The organism is Dissulfurimicrobium sp. (genome assembly GCF_049968175.1).
Classification (GTDB): domain Bacteria; phylum Desulfobacterota; class Dissulfuribacteria; order Dissulfuribacterales; family Sh68; genus Dissulfurimicrobium; species Dissulfurimicrobium hydrothermale.
Map to the genome: position 1 here is coordinate 21,070 of NZ_JBMFRG010000012.1, position 16,888 is coordinate 37,957.

Sequence of the window (16,888 nt, forward strand, 5' to 3'; positions counted from 1 at the left end):
CAAAAGGAGAACTTATGGATCATTTTGAACAACTCGGGCTTTCGGAAAACATGCTGGACGTGATGCGCAAAAAGGGCTTTGGGACGCCAACCCCCATACAACAAAAGGTCATCCCCTTCCTGCTCAATGAAAGACGTGATGTCTTGGCGCAGGCGCAGACCGGCACCGGCAAAACGGCCGCCTTCGGCATCCCTATCATCGAACAAATAGAGGCCCGCCCCAGGCACGTAAAGGCCCTGGTACTTGTGCCAACAAGGGAGCTTGCCATACAGGCTGCGGAAGAACTAAATAGTCTCAAGGGTGCCAAAAAACTCAAGATCGCCCCCATCTACGGCGGTCAAGCTATAGGGCTGCAGCTGAAACACCTGCAGGAGGGCGTCGATATAGTCGTAGGCACGCCAGGCCGCACTATAGACCATCTGAGACGCGGTTCGCTCAGATTGGACAAGATATCCTTTCTGGTATTCGATGAAGCGGACGAGATGTTGGACATGGGATTCATCGACGAAATTAATGAAATCATGGAGTTTGTGCCGGCCGAGAAACAGACGATGCTCTTTTCTGCAACCATGCCGAGACCTGTAGTTTCGATTGCAAGGCGCTACATGAACGAATATGAGACCATTTCCGACAACCAGAGACAACAGACTGCGACCCTTACAGACCAGATATACTTCAAGGTCAGTGAGCAAGATAAATTCGAGGCCTTGTGCCGAATCTTAGACATGGAACCAGACTTCTACGGCCTGATCTTTTGCCGGACACGCACCGATACAGAGAACGTCGCATCCAGGCTCATCTCAAGGGGCTATAAAGCTGCGATCATACACGGTGAAATCAACCAGGGCCAGCGTGAAAAGACGATGCGCGGCTTTCGGCAACGACAGACGAACATACTAGTCGCCACTGATGTGGCCGCACGCGGCATTGATGTCAACGATCTCTCCCATGTAATAAACTATGCGCTGCCGCAAGATCCTGAATCTTATATACATCGTATAGGACGCACGGGTCGTGCAGGCAAGAGGGGCGCAGCCATCACCTTTGTTGCGCCGAGGGAGTTGCGCCTGTTAGATTTGATACGCAAGGTCTCCGGCGCCCCGATCCGCAAAGGGAGCGTCCCAAAAATCGACGACATCATAAAATCTAGAAGAAACCGCCTTAAAAACGAGATAAAAACGACTATGCAGTCCAAGGATCTTGGGACTTTCAAAATCATGGCCGCAGAACTTCTAAAAGACGCCGACCCTGTCGAGGTCCTCGCCGCCTGCCTAAATATCTCGTTCGGAAACAAACTCGATACCTGCGGCTACAATGAGATACAAGAGGTGGATCCTATAGACATCAAAGACCATACAAGGATATTTATGGCCAAAGGGCACAGGCCCCCCAGAAAAAAAGCTGCCCGATGGCATCAAGGATCGAGAGCAGGAAAAGGACCTGACCGTCTGAAATGAGCAAAATGCCGAAAATAGCCCTGATAGGGCGCCCGAATGTCGGGAAATCAACACTCTTCAACCGGCTTACAAGATCAAAAAGTGCCCTTGTGGCCCCTATGCCTGGCCTTACAAGGGACCGCCACTACGGGCGCTTCACCGCCGCCTGCGGCATGACGATGGAGGTCATCGATACTGGCGGACTTGCGTTTCCATCCGGCCGGGACAGTGAGATGGAAACGCTGGTTTTGAAACAAGGCTTAAAGGCAATTGACGAGGCTGACATCATCCTGTTTATACTGGACGCCAAGGAGGGATTGACCGGCAGCGACAAAGATATAGCAGAGATGTTGAGGGTCAGCCAAAAGCCCGTCATAATTGCAGTCAACAAAATGGATGACCCTGCGCAGGAAGCGGCTCTTGGAGAATTTTATGAATTGGGCATGGCTGAGATAAACCCTATCTCCGCCGAACACGGATGGAATATATCAGAGCTTACGGATAAACTTGCAAAGTCGGCCATGTCACTCGGATTCGGCAAGCCGGAGGAACGGCTTGGATCATACGCAGAACTCACCACATGGACCGAATCGAACCCTGTGGCCGAATCAAGACCTCAGGCACACATAGATGCACCGATAAAAGTAGCCATCATAGGTAGGCCGAATGTCGGAAAATCCTCCCTCCTGAACCGCCTCCTTGGAGAGCCGCGTATGATAGTCAGTAATTTGGCCGGCACAACCAGAGATGCCATAGACACCTTGCTCAAGAGAAACGGGGACAGAGACATCCTGTTTACCGACACGGCGGGGATAAGGCGCAAGGCCAAGATAGACGACAAGATAGAAAAATTCAGTGTCATAAAGGCGATCGAGGCCTTAAAGACCTGCGACACGGCCGTTGTAGTCCTGGACGCAACAGAAGGCATAACTGACCAGGACAAAAGGCTCATAGGCTATATAGAGGAATACAAACGAGCGGTTGTGACAGTATTCAACAAATGGGACCTGATCCAGGGCGATAAATTATTGGTACGTCTAAGAACGGAGGAACTTGAATCTGCCAAACGGTTTATCTCTTATGCACCGCATGTCAACCTCTCGGCCCTGACGGGTAGAAATGTAAATAAACTCCTTGCAGTCATCGACAGCGTCTATAAAGAATTTACAGCCTCGGTAGGCACAGGGAAGGCAAATCAAGCACTGCAAAAGGCCATGGCATTAAAGACCCCGCCGATTATTAAGGGGCATTTCCTAAAACTCTATTATACGACACAGGTGGCAACCGCGCCGCCTACATTTCTAGTCTTTGCCAACTATCCCGAGCTCATACCTAATTACTATCTGCGTTTTATGCTGAACCAGTTCAGAAAGCAGCTGGGGTTGATCCATACCCCAATCCATTTTATCTTTAAAGAAAGAGAACGCCGCAAATAAAGAAAATATGGTATGGCGACGGGCAAAATTATAAATATAGGCGGTGTAAATATAGGGATTGTAGGACTTGATGAGGCCATCTCACAAATAAGGGCATCCGATCCGACTGGCCGCAAGACCTCTGACGAGGCCGCTATTGAGGTGCTCCATATTATCGAGAAGAAAAACTACATACCTCTGTCTGCAAGGGACGCCTATATCGAGGCCATTAAAAAGTTATGGAACGGGACCATCGATGGAAATGAGTCTGGCCTATCCATCCGCATCCTGGGGCCTGGATGTGTAAGCTGCAATAGGCTTGAAGAGATCGTGAGGTCGGCCCTCGATCAGAAAGACATAGCCGCTGACATCGAACATATAAAAGACCTGGACGAGATCTGGAGATATGGGGTTATAAGCACCCCTGCCCTTGTTATAAACGGGCAAGTTTTATGTTCAGGCCGTCTCCCTACAAAGGCAAAGGTTGAGGAATGGCTGCGTGAGGCGCTCTTGCGGTCAATGTAAATATCTTTTCCGCCCTTAAGGCTACAACGGCCTTTACACCCTTTGTAATGTCCATTTTCCGCATGGCGTAATCAGGAATATCTATCTCGATAACCCTATCTGACCCATCCGGCACAAACAGGAGAGTGTTAGACCGACCCCTCGAAAATATCTCATAAACAACCCCTTCGAGGAGATTGTCATTATCCCGTCTATTAAGATCAGGTCTGATGAGCATTACATTCTCCGGCATTATCCCGATAATAAAGGGGAGTCCTTGCAAGATGGAGGTGGTGCCTGAATGTCTCCAGGCCGGGACGATGAGGTCGGTGTTGAGTTCATTACATCTCACCTCAGCCCATTTCCCTCGCATTCTTATAACTTCCGCTGAAAAAAGGTTCTTAATCCCGAAGAATCCTGCAACATCTATGTCTATGGGATGTCCGTATACCTCACCCCTTGGGCCAGCCTGGCGAATCATACCGTCTATCATAACAGCTATCTCATCCCCCATGAAGAAGGCCTCGTCCATATCGTGAGTAACCATGACTATGGCAAGACCAAACCTCACCTTAATATCGGCAATCAGGAACCAGAGGTCTTTTTTCATGGCCTCATGGAGGGCAGATAAGGGCTCGTCGAGCAACAGATACCCGCTTCCTGTGGCAAGGGCCCGAACAAGCGCCACTCGCTGACGCTCACCGCCGCTTAAGTGGTCTACCATCCTCTTAAGCAAATGGGTTATGCCCAAGGTCTCCGCCAATTCCAGGACGAAATCGCGCCGGCGCTCATTCAACCTTTTTTGATGCTTAAGGCCATAAAAGATGTTGCCTTCAACGGTCAGGTGTGGGAAAAGGGCGAGGTCTTGAGGCAGATAGGCTATACCACGCCTTTCAATAGGCAGGTCATCGATTCGTCTGCCTTCCAATCGAATTACTCCCGAATCAGGCCTTCGTATACCAATAATGGCCTCAAGAAGCGTGGTCTTGCCGCAACCGGTAGGCCCTACAAGCACATTGCAGCTGCCTGGCTGGATCTTTAGACTCACATCTTTTACAGAAAACATGCCTGTATTGATGGTAAGTCTTTCGAGTTCAAGCATGCCTTCGTGCCTTTATTAAAAATCTGGCGACATACAGCACAAAGAAACCAACAGAGACTAAGATCAGGATGAGCACAACTGCGCCCTCGATATCGGCGCTTGCAAGCCGCATAAATATGGCGACAGGCAGGGTCTCTGTCCTCATGGCCATCGAGCCCGCCACCATAATGGTTGCGCCGAACTCTCCCAAGGCCTTTGCCCAGGTAAGGATGATGGACGCCAGGATCCCGCGTCTGGCAAGGGGCAGAGTGACGCTGAAGAATGCTGAGAGAGGGGATGCGCCGAGGGTCCTGGCAACATCTTCATATCGTCGCGGGATCTCGTCAAGAGCGGCCTTTAAAAGCCTGGTTGCAACACCCAGAGTAGTAACAAACTGGGCAAGCACTATGCCTGCAAAGGCAAAGACGAACTGAAAGGTATTTTTCTGCACGAACCCGCCCAATGGGGTGTTGAAAAAGATCAGAAGCAAGGCGCCAAGGGCTGCTGGCGAGACGACCATTGGAAACTCAAGGGTGGTGTCGAGGATGTCCTTGCCCTTGAAATCAAATCTGCTCAAGGCATAGGCTGACGGTACCGCAAGACACACGGAAAGCGCTGTCGCGATGGTTGCGCAAAGAAGGCTCAACCTTATGGAAAAAAGCGTCCTTCCAGACAAAATGGTCTCCACAAAGAGACGGCCGCTCAGAAAGTAGCACATCGACAGGACAAGACCTGCATAGACTGAAAATGTCGAAAAGGCACAGAAGATGCTAAGTCTTTTCAAATTCATCTATCTGCTAATCCATTCCTGGCCGACTTGCGGAACGCCGCCTACCGGCTTTTTGGCCCCTAAAAAGGCATATGTCTCCTTAAGAGAAGTGAGATACCCATACTTTTTAAACACCTCCTGTCCCTTGCCCGATAAGACAAACCCGATGAATTTCTCTGCCCCCTGGGGATCTTTTGAAGATGTAGTGACACCTATCTGACCGTTTCCGATGCGAATGACCTCATTTGGTTTTAATTTTACGATATCCACCCTGTTAGGGGCCCACCCCTTGAGAAAATCAAATCCCAGCACCGCATCCACCTGATCTATCAGTAGATAGCTCAAGAGTTTCGAGATGTCATCTGCATAGGTCTGCACCTTTTTCCTCAAGGCATCAACTTTATCAGGGGGGAGGTTTCTATCGAAAATCTCCGCGGCAAGCCGTCCTATATATACCATCTCTGGATTCGCCATGGCAAACCTGACGTCAGGCCTGAGGAGGTCCTCGATGCTGTGTATGCCTTTGGGATTTCCTTTTTTGACAACCATGACGGGAACGGCATAGACGAAACTCCTTACACTCTCCTTTTTCACAAGCCCATTTTGAACCGCCTGCTCCATGACATCAGGTGACGGGACGACAAAGACGTCACCCTGTCTGCCAAGGCTCAGCTGGGTCAGTATAGCCGTCACGCCCCCATAATTGGCGCTCACTTTTGCCTTATCGTAGCTTTGTATGAGATCATCCAAGGGTTTCTTAAAGGCGGCGCCGCTAAAGACCATAAGTTCTTCAGCGCATGCAATGGATAATACATTCAGTATGATAAAAGGCAGCATCACCAGATAGATCAAGATCTTCGAACTTATTCTTTTCATTATCTTCCCTCTCAATATTGATGATCTCGTAAAAAGTCATTAATGGCTAAGCAAAAATGCGCGCAGATCCTGAGGAATGCGGCATACTTATACGCCGCAGTGACGAAAAAGATGCAGCGCAACGCGGTTGGCGACCTTTTGCGACGCCGCAATATTAGCTTCCTTTTAGTATTGCTTTTAGTATTGAAAGTTGTGCGGTGGATTCAATATGCACATGGGCAATACCTTTCATATCCACAAATCTTTGCTATTCCAGCTATAGATACACCATAAAATATAACTGGTTTATCTTTGATAAATTTCTCAATTGTAGCATTTACGCATGTTGACCCTGTTGCAATAATAATATCAGCCCATGATACTATCTCATCTGTCTTGTCAGGTCCATTTATTATCACCCCATATTTTTCCTTATTGATATTATCTTCATCAAGATCAATGACTTTTAGTTCAAATGACCCTGATAGACTATTTATCATTGCGGGTTGAAATCCTATAAATGCTATTTTGGGCTTTCCAAAGCGTTTCTGAATATAATGAGGCAACATGGTCGCACACCTTTCAGGATCGCTATTCCTGCAATGGATTGTCTTTTCAATGCTACCAAGATGCCTCATAACGGCATTTAAGCTGGATATCAGACATGCCCTTTCAAAATCGTTGGATAGAGAAAGTTTGATGATATCTTCTATTGTCCCTTGGTAATCGCCAGGCATACTGGTGTATGCCTGGCCCTTCTTATCCAGAAATCTAGCCTCAATCATCACCTCTTTCCCCTTCAGAAGCGGAAAATCCATTCTTTCCGGCTCACCGATAGCCTCTTTCGGTGTTAAGGTTTTTGCAGTAATTGTAACATGTTCTTTAAAAAGATCATGCTTTTCGACTAAATACCCAAGCTCTTGTTTTAAACGGCTATAGAATCCCATAGCTTTATCTTTTATTTCTTCAACCACTCCTGCGGCACCACATAGTCCCCGCCGACGGGTTTCTTCTCGCCAATATAGGCAAAGGCCTCATCAGGGGTCATGAGGTAGTGATATTTTCTGAATATCGCCTTTCCTTCGTCAGACAAGATGAAATCTATAAACTTCTGGGCAAGGGCCTTGTTTTTGGTGAATTTAGATATAGCTATTGGGATATAACCTACACGGACGATTTCTTCTTTTTTAAGCCGGACATTCTCTATTCTTTCCGGATCCCAGTAATGGAAAACCCGCCAACCGATCACCGCGTCCGCCATCTTAAGTGATACGGCGGTGGCAGTCTTGTCGCAACTCTCAGTATAGTTGATGAGGTTCTTTCTGAACGCCTCCTTTTCTTGGGGAGTAAAGTTTTTTTCAATTATTTCAACGGCATAGGCGCCCACACATACATCCTCAGGATTTGCGATGGCGACCTTGAGCCCACGCCTTGTAAGGTCCTTCAAACTATGGATCCCTTTGGGATTGCCTTTCTGCACGTTTATGGCAGGGACGAGATAGACCACTATCTTTTCCGTCTCAGGCAACACCATCCCTTTCCTCTTCGCGAGCTCCATGTAGTCAGATGAGCCAGGAAAATAGATATCCCCCTCCTTTGCAAGGATCATCTGGGAAAGGACAGTCCCTGAACCACCGAAGCTGATATCCACCTTAACGCCGGTTTTCTTTTCAAAGGCCTTTGCAGCCTCCTCAAGCGGCGGCTTTGAGGCTGCACCAGCAAAGACCATAAGCCTCTCAGCCGAAAAGGCATCCCTGGGAAGACATGACATGGCCAAAAACCCTACAACAAGCACAGTCATAACTACTTTTTTAAATATCTTCATATAGTTCCTCCTTTCGCTATACATAGTTTAATATAACGTGCGTTATATAACATATAAGATAAAGCATTGTCAATCTTTAATTGATCCACCCTAAAAAACAGAATCGCTACGAGACAACCGACCTAAAAGATAGGCAAGCTGGACAAATCATCACAACCAAGACCCGCACCTTTACAACCGCCGCACCCGCCCTTCCTTCTCACCTTGAGAAAGGAGATATCATCGCCCATGAATACGGATTTAAGCCCCATCTCTATAAAACCGTTCAGCTCAAAGACCTCAATGCCTTCCCCTGAAAGAATATTTCGGGGGTTTTCACCGATACCGCCCACGAGTATCGCCCTACAGTCCCTGAGCATCTCTGAAAGGGCCTCCCATCTTTTAGGCCCGCCACCAGGGGGAGGTGTCCTGCGCTCTTCAACCAGGTAGAAACCATCTTTGCCCCTGCCCCATATCTGAAGCCTCTCCGCCTCACCAAGGTGCTGGTTGACCAGCATCCCCTCAAGTGTCGCCACCGCGACAAACGGCCGTTCATTGCCGGCAAGGGGTTTTGGAAGACTGGCACATGCGGAGAGACATCCATGCATCTCAGTTGAGCGGTCTTCACCCAGAAGCCCTATGGCGTCAGCACGGCATCTGGTACAGTGTCTCATCTGGGCGATATGTTCCCCTGCCCTGTCCTGCAAGATTCTGATCTCCTTCTTGTCTGGCTCCCTGATGTTTTCAAAGGCGGTGCCGGCATTGGGATACATGGGCATACAGTTCAGCACATCAGCGCCCATCTCTGCCATTTTCTTTGCAATATCAATTATATGGCCACCATTGATTTCAGGATCATAATTTATTCCTGGGATAACGATCGTATTTATCTTGAGCGTGATACCCCTGGCCTTGAGCTTCGAGACGGCGTCAAGCTGTCTTTGAAGGAGCAGTCCGGCTGCCTCCCTGCCGCGGTAAACCACCTTCCCGTCCCTCACCCAGGCATAGATATTCTGGCTCACGTCAGGGTCAACGGCATTTATGGTGACAGTGATATGAGAGACGCCCAGGGAGGCGAGGTCATCCACATAAGGAGATACGCCAAGGCCGTTTGTGGCAAGACATAGGATGATCTCAGGGAATCTCTCCTTGATAAGCCTGATGGTCTCCATGGTTTCATCAGGGCTTGCAAACGGGTCTCCCGGCCCTGCTATACCTGCAACTGTTATGCGCGGTTCCTTCTCAATGACCCTTTCCATATAGGCAAGCGCCTAATAAGGTGAGAGTATGGCGCTTGTGACACCAGGCCTGCTCTCATTTACGCAGTCATATTTTCGATTGCAGTAATTACAAAGTATGTTGCATTTTGGCGCTACAGGAAGATGCACCCTGCCACAGCTTCCCTTTACACTTGCATTAAAACATGGATGTCTTGATCTATCAGGTGTTATATTTATCATATTTTTCCTAATTTTACCCCTTTCATTCTACATATAGCTATAGCCTACGGATGAATCATCCTGTTTCTTCTCTATTATTGCATTCACTATTGTATCAAGCAGATTCTGCGCGCCTCTGTAGCCTATATGGACAATGCGCTGCCCACCTATACGGTCATGGATTGGAAAGCCTACCCTTATAAGCGGTATGCCCAACTTTCTTGCCAGATGATAGCCCTTGCTGTGACCGACCATGATATCCGGTTGCATTGACTCGACATCAATAGCTATATCATAGAAGTCGGCATCGTCTCTGACATCAGGATCATCAGTAAGGATGCCTTCTGTCACCTCTTTTATGGACTCCTGGAATGCGCCGCCTTTGCTACCCGATGCGCACAGTATGGGCTGAATGCCGATTTCAGTAAGAAAAGAGGTAAGGCCTGTCACGAGGTCTTCTTCACCATAGACAACGGCCCGTTTGCCAAAGACATATTTGTGGCAATCCACAAAGGAATCGATGAGTCTCGCACGTTCCATCATGTATTTTTGAGGGGCAGGGATACCCGATATCTCCTCAAGCGCCGTAAAGAAGGCGTCTGTCTCCCTGAGCCCTATGGGTGTCCCTATCCGGCGGTTAACCACCCCGAATCTTGACTTAAGAAACTCACCGGCAGTCACCATTGTCTTCAGGTTCCGGCCGAACTCTATGCTGCCCAATGCCCTGCCCATCTCTTTTATCGCCGAGACAGGGGTGCCGCCCTGGGGTATCCTCTCATACTCACGCATGGCCGGCCCATCGAGGGTATCTGAATAATCAGGAAGGATCGTGCACTCCAGACTGAAATCAGAGACGATCTCATAGAGATGACGTATATCAGCCGGAGATACAAAACCAGGGAAGAGATTTATGAAATCAAGCGGCTCGCCGCCCTCCGCAAGCTGTTCGACAACGGCCTTCACAGCCTCATGAAAACCTTCCATATGGGTTCCTGAATAGCTGGGTGTCGAGACATTCACCAGAAAAGGCGCCGGATCGCCCTGCTGCGCTATCCCGCTTCTGTATTCCCTGAGTATCATTGGGACATCATCGCCTATGGTCTCTGTAAGGCATGTAGTGGCGACGCCTATCATGCTGGGGCTGAATTTCCGGCATACATTTTTCAGCCCCTTCTTGAGATTGGCTGCGCCTCCGAATACCGCATGTTTTCCCCCAGAGATGATGATGCAATATCCATAGGTTCATTGAAATGACTTATGATGTATCTTCTCATATAGGTTGCGCATCCTTGAGAACCATGCAGAAAAGGCACTGCGCCTTCTATGCCCTTGAATGCCAGACACGCACCCAGGGGTTTACAGAGCTTACAGGCATTGGTGGTTGAGACATATTTATTTTCCTGTTTTTTCATGATACGCACCTCAGGATTTTCTCTTTATGGCTTGAGAGTCCATCAAGCATCCCCTGGCTGTTTTTAGGCACAAAACGCCAGACAGGACTCATGACAGAGGAATAGACCTCTTTTGCAAAATTGAGCATGCCCACAAAGCCTTCAAGCGCCTCTTTTCTCTCGTGATTGTGGTCACAGAAGCCGACACCTAATTTATATGCTATGGGCCGTTCCTTGACGCCGCCCACAAAGATATCGACCTCCTTTTCCTGCAGAAACGCCGACAGCTCCAGCGGGTTTGAGTCATCCACTATAATTGTCCCGTCGTCGGTTATCGCCTCAAGCTCCCTGTAGTCTTCCTGTGTGCCGGTCTGTGAACCTACCATCACCACCTTCATGCCAAGGTGTCTGAAGGCCTTAACCAGCGAAAACGCCTTGAATGCGCCGCCGACATATATGGCGGCCTTTTTGCCGCTCAATGCCTTGCGGTATCTCTGAAGCTCAGGATAGAGGGCTGAAAGCTCCTCCCTCACAAGCTGCTCTGTGTCCTTTCCATGATAGATGGCTCCTTGAAGAAGCGGGCTATGCCGTAGAGCGCCTCAGCCATGTCCTCGATCCCGAAATAGGATACCCTCATGACCGGGGTGCCATATTTTTCCTTCATCATGACCGCAAGGTCCATCGTAGCCCCTGAGCACTGCACGAGATTGAGCGCCGCGCCATGGGCGCGCCTTATGTCATCCACCCTGCCGTCGCCTGTGATATTGGCCACGACCTGGACACCCATGCGCTTAAAGTAATCGCGTATGATCCATAGTTCCCCGGCCAGGTTGAAGTCTCCGAGTATATTTACGCTGTATGGAGAGATGCCCTCGGTGCTGCCCTCACCCACCAGCCTGAACAAGGCCCTGCAGGCCGCATTGTAACCCGCTCGCTTGTTGCCCTTGAAACCCTCTGACTGGACAGGGATCACGGGGATATTTTTTTCTTCGCTCACCCTTCGGCATATTGCCTCAAGGTCATCCCCGATGATACCAACGATGCATGTTGAATATACAAACGCCGCCTTGGGGGCATGGCGATCTATGAGTTCGACAAGCGCGCCGTAGAGTTTTTTCTCGCCGCCGAATATGACATCCTTCTCCTGAAGATCGGTGGAAAAGCTCAGGCGGTGGAGCTCAGGGCCTGATGAAAGGGCGCCTCTGATATCCCATGTATAGACCGCGCATCCCACAGGACCATGTACGAGGTGGAGCGCATCGGCTATGGGATAAAGGACGACCCTCGAACCGCAGAATACGCACGCCCTCTGGCTTACCGCCCCTGCGAGGCTTTCCTTTTCACATTCAAGATCAAAGGGCCTGCTCCCCTTGAGATATACCTGTTTTTCCCTTTCTTTGAATATTGCAGAGGCCATCCGTTTCCTCCTGTCTGGTTTGACATAAGCCTGCGGGCAACCCACAAGCAGCATTAATATTTTAGATGCTGCCCTCCACAGGCATTCCTACATGATAAGTTCGAAATTTTCTTCAGCGGCATCCCTGTCTTTGCGGTCAAGGAGGACGCCAAGTATCTTTTCCATCAGGTGCATGGCGCCTCTATAGCCCACGACAGGGAAGTAGCTGTGCCCTACTCTATCCAGTATCGGGAAACCGAAACGGACAAACGGTACGTCCTCCGCCCTGGCAATGTGCTTGCCATAGGTGTTGCCCATAAGAAGATCGACCGGCTCGGCCTTTATCCACTGATGGAGTTCAAACAGGTCTCCAGCGGCCTTTACCCTTGCATCCGGCGCAACATCTTTCAATATCTCTCTTATGCGCTGCTCAAACCTCTTGCCAGGGGTCCCTGTCAAGATATGGATTGGGATCATATCCATGCTTACCAGAAATTCGGTCATGGATATCACATGATCCGGGTCACCAAAGACCGCCACCTTTTTCCCATAGAAGTACTGCTGGTTATCTGTCATCATGTCAACCAGGCGTCCCCTGTCATCCAATATCCTTTCGGATGGCTCCTTGCCAGTAATATCCATCAGAGACTGCATGAAGCGGTCGGTGGCGGCGATGCCTATGGGCAGATCGATCAGGTCATACGGCACATCGGCCTTGACCATGAGGGCCTGGGCGGCGGCCTCGGATGCAAAGGACCCCATCGCTATGGTCTTCTTGCTTGAGCCTGTTGATTTAAGCGCCTCCACGGTCACGCCACCCTTTGGATAAAACCTGTGGCTGCCTGTCTGGGGGGCGTCCAGCACATCAGAGGTATCAGGAAATACGACGGCCTTTACGCCCATCTCATTCAAGAGCATCTTTATGTGACGTATGTCAGATGGCTCCACAAATCCTGGTATGACATTTATCTGCCCTTTCTTTTGTTTAGCAGGCTCTGCAAAATAATTCACCATGGACCGTGTCATGTTCGAGAAGCCTGTTACATGAGAGCCTACATAGCTTGGCGTATTGGTGTGTATGACAAAACTGCCTTCAGGTATAAGTCCGTCATCCTTTGCCTTGGCTATCAGGGTGGAAAGATCGTCACCTATGGTCTCGGAAAGGCATGTTGTATGCACAGCCACAACCCTGGGCTTATATATCTGAAAGATGTTCTTTATGGCCTGCCGCAGATTGGCGCCGCCTCCAAAGACAGCGGTTCCTTCTGTAAATGAACTGGTCGCAGCCATCACAGGTTCCTTGTAGTGTCTCGTAAGATGACTGCGATGATATGCACAGCAACCCTGGCTTCCGTGACTGTGCGGCAGGCATTCATGTATGCCAAGGGCTGCATAAAGGGCCCCTATGGGCTGACACGTCTTGGCTGGATTGATCGTGAGTGCGCTGCGTTCTGCTATTCCTGGTGGATTCGCAAAAGATTGACCGGATGCCACATTGACCGTATAATTTTAATAATGACAAAGAAAAAAAATACGCTGGATAAAAAACCCCCAACAAAGCCTAAACATACATCCAAAACAGACCCATTATCCATCCGCATCCTGAGGGTGATGAGAGATGCAGGACGTCCTCTTTTCTTAAGAGAGATCAATAAGGCAGCCAATCTCAATAGGGAAGAGAGGCATGAATCCGCCAGCGCGCTGGAGGCCCTCATAAATAAAGGGCTAGTCCTACAGATCAAGGGCAAGAGATATGGGCTCTCAGATCTCATGCACCTTGTTACAGGGAACATCTCCGTTCATCCTGACGGCTTTGGATTCGTAACACCGGAACAGACAGGAGGTCCTGACATCTTTATCCCGCCGAAGGCCTTAAAAGGGGCCATACACGGCGACAGAGTGGTGGTGCGGATAGAACAGACCAGGGGGAGACGGCAAGAAGGCTCAGTTATAAGGATACTTGAGCGGAGGACAAAACGGATAGTCGGGACCTTCCATAAGGGCAAGGATATTGCAATTGTTGTACCCGAAGATGAGCGCCTTGCATTTGAGGTCGCCATACCGAAAAAGGCCACACTGAAGGCCAAAAACGGCGATGTGGTGGTTGCGGAGATAGTAAATTACCTGCCGGAGGGGAGGAGTCCAGAGGGCCGTGTGATAGAGATACTCGGCGATCCGAACGACCTCGGTGTCCAAGCTAGGATAGTCATAAACAAGTACGAGCTGCCGCATGAATTCTCCGACGATGTTGTCAGGCAGGCCGCTGAACTGCCAAAGATCATAAGCCAAGAGGACATCAGCGACAGAAAGGACCTGCGGGCCATACCCCTTATTACGATCGACGGCGAGAATGCAAGGGACTTCGACGATGCGGTCTTTGCAAAAAAGACAAAGACTGGTTATGTCATTATCGTAGCCATAGCGGACGTAGGCCATTACGTAAAAGAAGGCTCACCTATAGACGAAGCCGCGCGAGAAAGGGGCACAAGTGTCTATTTCCCAAACGCGGTCGTCCCCATGCTGCCCGAAACCCTTTCAAATCACCTATGCAGCCTGGTGCCAGGTGAAGATCGCCTGGTCCTTGCAATAGAGCTCAACCTTGACAGGCAGGGAAATCTAAGGCGGGTCGTTTTCTCGAAGGCCGTGATAAAGAGCCATCGGAGGTTGACATATACCGAGGCGACCAGCCTATTGGGGTGCAGGACGAGTGATATTGCAGAGGAAGATCGCTGGCTTGCAAAGATGTTGAAGTTGATGAAAGAGCTCGCCCTTATCCTCAATGCAAAGAGGGTCGAGAGGGGCAGCATAGACTTTGACATGCCCGAACCAGAAATAATCCTTGGGCTTCAAGGCAACCTCGAAGATATAGTAAGGCGCGAACGCAACATCGCCCACCGTATAATAGAGGAGTTTATGCTCGCGGCAAACGAGGCTGTAGCCGCGCATCTTGCAAAGAACGACGTCCCGACCCTCTACAGGGTACATCCTGAACCCGACAGGCTGAGACTGAACGACTTTGTCTCATTCGCCCGAGGTATCGGCCTTGACATCGCGCTTCCAGATGAGATGAGCCCAAGGTGGTGTCAAGAGGTACTGCTAAAGGCAGCTGGCTCGCCTATTGAATACATAATAAATACGCTGCTCTTACGCTCCATGCAGCAGGCCGTATACTCGCCGATAAATATCGGGCACTTCGGCCTCGCCTCGACCCACTACCTGCATTTCACCTCGCCCATTCGCCGTTATCCTGACCTCATAGTTCACAGAATACTCACCGCCAATATGGGACGCAGAAAAAAGACGCCTCTCTATACGGAAGAGGTCCTCTCTGATCTAAGCCGACACTGTTCGCAGAAGGAGCGGACGGCCATGGAGGCCGAACGCGAGATGATAGACAGGCTCAAGGTCAGACTTATGGCAGACAAGATTGGAGAGGTGTATGAAGGCGTCATTTCAGGGGTTGCGTCATTCGGCTTCTTTGTTGAACTCAAAGATGTCTTTATCGAAGGGGCGGTCAGGCTTGTCGATCTTACGGACGACTATTATGTATTTGACCAGGCGGGATACAGGCTTGTAGGTCAAAGGCATAAGAGAACGTTTCAAATCGGCGACATAGTGAAGGTACGTGTAAAAGAGGTAAATGTCGCACGCAGACACATAAATTTTGAGGTAATTGAAGAACGGCCTGCATCAAGCAGGGCGAGTAATTGCAACAAAACAGTAGTAGGCGGATAAAAAGTGATCGACAAGGATATCCTTGAACGCATAGGCAGATTAAGACAAGAGATCAACTACCACAACTACCGCTACTATGTGCTTGATCAGCCTATCATAAGCGACGAAGACTATGACGCCCTTATGCACGAGCTCATAGACCTTGAAACCAGATATCCTGAGGCGGTGACACCAGACTCACCCACCCAAAGGATAGGGGCGCAGCCGTCTGACAAATTTGCCACGGCCCATCATACAGTCCCGATGCTTAGCCTTGACGATGCATTCAGCGAGGGCGACGTGATCGAGTTCGACAGAAGGATTAGGAGGTTTCTGGGGACAGAGAAAGAGATCGAATATACAGTCGAACCTAAGATGGACGGCCTCGCAATCGAACTAGTCTATGAAAACGGCATCTTTATCCTCGGCTCAACCAGGGGAGATGGCTACATAGGCGAAGACGTAACCAATAATATACGAACGGTCAGGGCGGTGCCTTTGAAACTGATTGGGCACGAGGTGCCCCTGCCGGATCGACTCGAGGTGCGAGGGGAGATATTTATAAACAAAGACGGCTTTAATGCATTAAATGAGGCACGAAAGGCCAGAGGTGAACCATTGTTTGCCAACCCTAGAAACGCAGCGGCTGGCTCTTTGCGTCAACTTGACCCTGCCATAACCGCATCACGCCCGCTCGACGTATTTTTCTATGGCGTTGGAATAGTAAAGGGCCGCACATTCAAGACACAATGGGAGATACTCTCTACCCTCAAAAAATGGGGGCTCAAGGTAAATCCGCTGGCGGAGAAAATAACAGGTATAGAGGCTGCCATACGCTATCACCGACGCATCGGAGAGAAGAGGGACACCCTGAGCTATGAGATAGACGGCATCGTGATCAAGGTAAACAGCCTTGAACTCCAGACCAGGCTCGGAGAAAAGGCAAAAAGTCCGCGTTGGGCGCTGGCTTACAAGTTCGAAGCTGCCCAAGCTGTGACTGTGATCAAGGACATCCAATTAAGCGTAGGGCGCACAGGCGCTGTCACACCGATAGCCATAATGGCACCTGTACGGGTAGGTGGGG

At 49.7% G+C, this 16,888-nt stretch carries 11 protein-coding genes and 3 pseudogenes; 5 read left to right on the plus strand and 9 right to left on the minus strand.

Translation table 11 applies throughout. From position 1 onward, the window contains the following. Positions 1-14 precede the first annotated feature (14 nt). From ACP5SG_RS02590 to ACP5SG_RS02600, 3 genes are read left to right on the plus strand one after another with little or no spacing between them, the layout of a single operon-like run. Positions 15-1,457 carry a DEAD/DEAH box helicase gene (locus ACP5SG_RS02590; protein WP_237888609.1) on the plus strand — a complete coding sequence of 481 codons (1,443 nt, stop codon included), beginning with the start codon at positions 15-17 and terminating at the stop codon, positions 1,455-1,457. Between the two features lie 5 nt (positions 1,458-1,462). Continuing rightward, the gene (gene der / locus ACP5SG_RS02595; protein WP_237888610.1) at positions 1,463-2,872 is read left to right on the plus strand and encodes a ribosome biogenesis GTPase Der; all 1,410 of its coding nucleotides are present in this window, start codon (positions 1,463-1,465) and stop codon (positions 2,870-2,872) included. A gap of 12 nt (positions 2,873-2,884) precedes the next feature. Next, the gene (locus ACP5SG_RS02600; protein ID WP_237888611.1) at positions 2,885-3,376 is read left to right on the plus strand and encodes a thioredoxin family protein; all 492 of its coding nucleotides are present in this window, start codon (positions 2,885-2,887) and stop codon (positions 3,374-3,376) included. Here the strand turns inward: ACP5SG_RS02600 and ACP5SG_RS02605 are convergent. The 9 genes and pseudogenes from ACP5SG_RS02605 to nifK all read right to left on the minus strand — a co-directional run bounded on the left by ACP5SG_RS02605 (position 3,321) and on the right by nifK (position 13,584). Then, positions 3,321-4,457: an ABC transporter ATP-binding protein gene (locus ACP5SG_RS02605; protein ID WP_428121725.1), complete on the minus strand. Its 1,137-nt coding sequence runs from the start codon at positions 4,455-4,457 to the stop codon at positions 3,321-3,323. The two genes, ACP5SG_RS02600 and ACP5SG_RS02605, sit on opposite strands and share 56 nt — an antisense overlap. Continuing rightward, positions 4,450-5,226 carry a molybdate ABC transporter permease subunit gene (locus ACP5SG_RS02610; RefSeq protein ID WP_237888613.1) on the minus strand — a complete coding sequence of 259 codons (777 nt, stop codon included), beginning with the start codon at positions 5,224-5,226 and terminating at the stop codon, positions 4,450-4,452. The genes ACP5SG_RS02605 and ACP5SG_RS02610 overlap by 8 nt, the downstream gene beginning before the upstream one ends. After that, on the minus strand, positions 5,227-6,081 hold the full coding sequence (gene modA / locus ACP5SG_RS02615; protein WP_424661457.1) for a molybdate ABC transporter substrate-binding protein: 855 nt from the start codon (positions 6,079-6,081) through the stop codon (positions 5,227-5,229). A gap of 203 nt (positions 6,082-6,284) precedes the next feature. Beyond that, entirely contained in the window at positions 6,285-7,034 is a 750-nt protein-coding gene (locus tag ACP5SG_RS02620; protein ID WP_424661458.1) for a Rossmann-like domain-containing protein, read from the minus strand. Further along, entirely contained in the window at positions 7,019-7,885 is an 867-nt protein-coding gene (gene modA / locus ACP5SG_RS02625; protein WP_237888616.1) for a molybdate ABC transporter substrate-binding protein, read from the minus strand. Before modA (ACP5SG_RS02625) ends, ACP5SG_RS02620 begins: the two co-directional genes overlap by 16 nt. Before the next feature lie 122 nt (positions 7,886-8,007). Next, positions 8,008-9,321 (minus strand): annotated as a pseudogene (locus tag ACP5SG_RS02630) (radical SAM protein). A 30-nt stretch (positions 9,322-9,351) separates the two neighbouring features. Continuing rightward, positions 9,352-10,715, minus strand: a pseudogene (locus ACP5SG_RS02635) (nitrogenase component 1). After that, positions 10,712-12,111 (minus strand): annotated as a pseudogene (nifE, locus tag ACP5SG_RS02640) (nitrogenase iron-molybdenum cofactor biosynthesis protein NifE). Before nifE ends, ACP5SG_RS02635 begins: the two co-directional pseudogenes overlap by 4 nt. Positions 12,112-12,198: 87 nt before the next feature. Further along, entirely contained in the window at positions 12,199-13,584 is a 1,386-nt protein-coding gene (nifK, locus tag ACP5SG_RS02645; protein ID WP_428121733.1) for a nitrogenase molybdenum-iron protein subunit beta, read from the minus strand. 21 nt (positions 13,585-13,605) lie between these two features. On the opposite strand from nifK, the gene rnr reads away from it, so the two are divergent. Continuing rightward, positions 13,606-15,825, plus strand: coding sequence for a ribonuclease R (gene rnr / locus ACP5SG_RS02650; RefSeq protein WP_428121736.1), 2,220 nt, complete (start codon positions 13,606-13,608; stop codon positions 15,823-15,825). A 3-nt stretch (positions 15,826-15,828) separates the two neighbouring features. After that, positions 15,829-16,888: NAD-dependent DNA ligase LigA (gene ligA, locus ACP5SG_RS02655; RefSeq protein ID WP_428121739.1), on the plus strand; the 1,060-nt coding region annotated here is incomplete at its 3' end.